General features: G+C 75.8%; 1 protein-coding gene. It reads left to right on the forward strand.

All coding sequences use genetic code 11. The features are described from left to right. Positions 1-326 precede the first annotated feature (326 nt). Positions 327-1,310, forward strand: coding sequence for a TIGR03619 family F420-dependent LLM class oxidoreductase (locus tag ACFXOZ_RS34230; RefSeq protein WP_380593808.1), 984 nt, complete (start codon positions 327-329; stop codon positions 1,308-1,310). Positions 1,311-1,478 lie beyond the last annotated feature (168 nt).

Below are 1,478 nucleotides of genomic sequence, written 5' to 3' on the forward strand. Positions count from 1 at the left end.
CCGCCCACCACCGATATATACACTGCTTTTGTCGTCGGCTGCTTATTTTGTTTATAAGAGACAGGTGCCTCCGGTTAGGGGTCGTCGTGGGGGTCGTCGTGATCGACCCGCACCACAACAGCCGATTCCGACGGCGATCCCCAGGAACACGCCGCACGGGTGGCACCTTCGAGTGGTTCCGGGAACCGGCGGCGCCGCCCGCCCGACGGCAGCCCCGGCAGAAGCCCCGAAGGGAGTCCAGCGGGAGCCCCCGACGCCTGGCGTTCCGGGCACCCGTCGGCCGACACTGGGTGCTCCGACCCCCGTACGGAAGGCGGAAGCACCCCATGCCGCTCGGACTCGCCCTCCCCCAGTACGGCCGCTTCGCCGACCCCGCCCTGACCGTCCGGGTCGCCGCCGCGGCCGAGGCGCTCGGTTACGACCGGCTCTGGACGGCCGACCGGCTCCTGGTCGCCAACGCCCCGCGGACCCCGTACCCCGGCGGCAGCGGCGCCGTTCCGGAGAGCCATCGGACCTTCCTCGACCCGCTCACCCTGCTGACCGCCGCCGCCGGCGCGACGAGCCGGGCGCGCCTGGGCACCAGTACGCTCAACGCGCCCTGGTACCCCCCGGCCCTGCTCGCCCGCACCCTGACGACGATCGACCTGCTCAGCAACGGCCGCCTCGACGTCGGCTTCGGACTCGGCTGGTCCGAGGACGAGTACGGGGCGGTCGGCGTCCCGTGGCGGGGCCGGGCGGCCCGGCTGGAGGAGACCCTGGACGTGCTGGAGGCGTTCTGGACCGGGGGCGCCGACGTCCGGCACACCGGTGCGCTGTGGACCGTCCCGCCGTCGACCGTCCTGGCCCGACCGGCCCAACGGCCGCGCCCGCCCGTCCTGTTGGGCGGGGTGAGTCCGGCCGCGCTGGAGCGGGTCGGGCGGCGCGCCGACGGCTGGCTGGGCGTCGGCCTGCCGCTGCCCGCCCTGCGCCCGCTCTGGGAGCGCGTCTGCGACTCCGCCCGGGCCGCCGGCCGCGACCCGGGGGCGCTGCGCCTGGTGCTGCGGGTGAACCCGGTGGTCACCGCCGAACCGGCGCCCGAGGTCCCCCAGCGCGGCACGGTCGCCCAGATCGCCCACTACCTGGCTTCCGCCGTACGGGAGTTGGGCGCCGAGCCGCTGATCGACCTGCACCACGCGGCGCGGTCCCCGGAGGAGTTCCTCTCCCTCGCCCGGGAGTTCCGCGACGCCCTGGCGCTCCCGCCGTCCCCTACCCTGGCCCCGACACCCGCAACAGGACTGAACCCTCCGCCCCAACCGGACCGTTCCTCCTGATGTACCCCGTTTTGAGCCCGCCCAGGAGCACCACCACCATGTCCGACACCGCCGCGCCCCCGACCCACCGAATACGCCGGACGCACGGCCGTGCGGCGGGGGGGGGGGGGGGCGGAGCGCGGGGCGGGCCGCCCCCCCCCCCCGGGGGGGGCGCCGGGCCCCGCGCGC

Source organism: Kitasatospora sp. NPDC059160, from assembly GCF_042755465.1.
Lineage (GTDB): Bacteria > Actinomycetota > Actinomycetes > Streptomycetales > Streptomycetaceae > Kitasatospora.

Bases quoted from the DNA above. Each gene is read 5' to 3' on its own strand.
- ACFXOZ_RS34230 (WP_380593808.1), top strand. From the start codon at position 327: ATGCCGCTCGGACTCGCCCTCCCCCAGTACGGCCGCTTCGCCGACCCC.